The sequence below is a fragment of the Rhodococcus sp. R1101 genome (genome assembly GCF_000278445.1).
Lineage (GTDB): Bacteria > Actinomycetota > Actinomycetes > Mycobacteriales > Mycobacteriaceae > Rhodococcus > Rhodococcus gordoniae.
Genome location: NZ_AJVB01000682.1, coordinates 1 through 1,552 on the forward strand (window position 1 = coordinate 1; position 1,552 = coordinate 1,552).

Below are 1,552 nucleotides of genomic sequence, written 5' to 3' on the forward strand. Positions count from 1 at the left end.
AATCGGGCCAGCAGATCTCCCACCGCTCCCACTGCGGCCAGCACCGTCCGCCGGGATGCGAGGAGCACCCCGACGAAGAGCGACAACCCTCCGGGGCACGCGAGGAGCACGTTGGCGGTCATGACGCCGGCCACGAGCAACGCCGATCCCGCTGCGATCGCCAGCGCAGCACAGATGCGCCGGGCACGGGAATCCGAGATCGGTTCGGGCTGTGTCTCGAGCGGCTGCATCGCCGCGAGTGCGGGGACCCGGGTCGCGGCGCGCGCCGCACCGTTCGCGGCGATCACCGTCACCACGGTTCCCAGCACGAGGCCGAGCAGGATCGTCGTGACGGTCACCGAGATCGCTGTCAGCGGGAGCGGGACGCCCGCCGCACGAGCGAGGGCGACAACGGCCGCCGCGAGGCCGTACCCGGCCAGAACTCCGAGGACCGCCGAGACGAACCCGACGACGAGCGCCTCTCCCCGCACGCTGCGGCGCACCTGCACGGCGGTGACACCGACGCACCGCATGAGTGCGAGCTCGCGGGTCCGGGCAGCGAGCAACACGGCGAAGGGTTCGCGATGACGAGGCCGGCGACGACCACGGCGATCGCCGCGAAGCACAGAAGGATGTTGCGCAACAAGGCGATATCGCCGACATAGGAGTCGGCGACCATCGTGGCACGCTCGGCCCCCGACATCACCACTGCTCCCGGCGCCAGGCCCGCCGCGGCGTCGCGGACGACGTCGGGATCCCCGGTCACGCGTACCTCCCAGTCCGTGATCTCGCCCGTCCACGTGCGTACCGGCCCGGCATCGGCGAAGATCGTGCGCGAATTCAGCGCGAGGGGGGAGCCGTCGAGGTCGACGACGCCGACCACCTCGACGCTCGCCGGTACCGTCGTACCGAGAACGTCGGTGATCGTCATCGAATCACCGATCGCTCGCCCGGACGACGAACCGACGAGCACCTCATCGGGGCCTGCGGGCCACCGGCCGTCCCGGAGTCGCTGCCAGCGCAGGGTCTCGTCGGCCGCGACCGACATGGCCTCGCCGTATCCGGATCCGCCGTTCTCGTCCACGATGTGCACGGGTCCGGACACGTCCAGCGCCGTCGCGCGTACTCCGGGGGCGCCGGTGACCGCGGCGAGCAGATCGTCCGGCTCCGTATCGGACTCCCCCTCGGCCACGACGGCCGCGACTCCGTCGTAGCGAGCGGCGGTGGACTTCGTGATCGACGAGTCGACCGTGTCGCCGAGCACGAGTGTCGTCACGACGAAGGCCACCGCGACGAGTACGGCGAGCGCGGACGCGACGTACCGGCCGCGGTGGGCGCGCGCCTGCGCCAGAACGAGCCGTCTCATCGCGCCGACACCACCGCGGATGCACCGAGGTGGCGCATGGTGCCGAGGACGGTATCGGCGGTGGGGTCGGCGATCTCGCCCGCGAGTCGTCCGTCCGCGAGAAGGACCACCCGGTCCGAGTACGAGGCGGCGACGGGGTCGTGCGTCACCATCACCACGGTCTGCCCCGTCTCCCGCACACTCGACCGCAACAGGGAGAGCACTTCC

At 71.4% G+C, this 1,552-nt stretch carries 1 protein-coding gene and 2 pseudogenes; all 3 read right to left on the minus strand.

Translation table 11 applies throughout. The features are described from left to right. On the minus strand, positions 1–512 hold a 512-nt coding region (locus R1101_RS29340; protein WP_157179204.1), incomplete at its 3' end, for an FtsX-like permease family protein. Between the two features lie 323 nt (positions 513–835). After that, positions 836–1,345 (minus strand): annotated as a pseudogene (locus tag R1101_RS31230) (ABC transporter permease); the annotation flags it as partial. Continuing rightward, a pseudogene (locus tag R1101_RS28375) lies at positions 1,342–1,552 on the minus strand (ABC transporter ATP-binding protein); the annotation flags it as partial. The pseudogenes R1101_RS31230 and R1101_RS28375, both read right to left, overlap by 4 nt.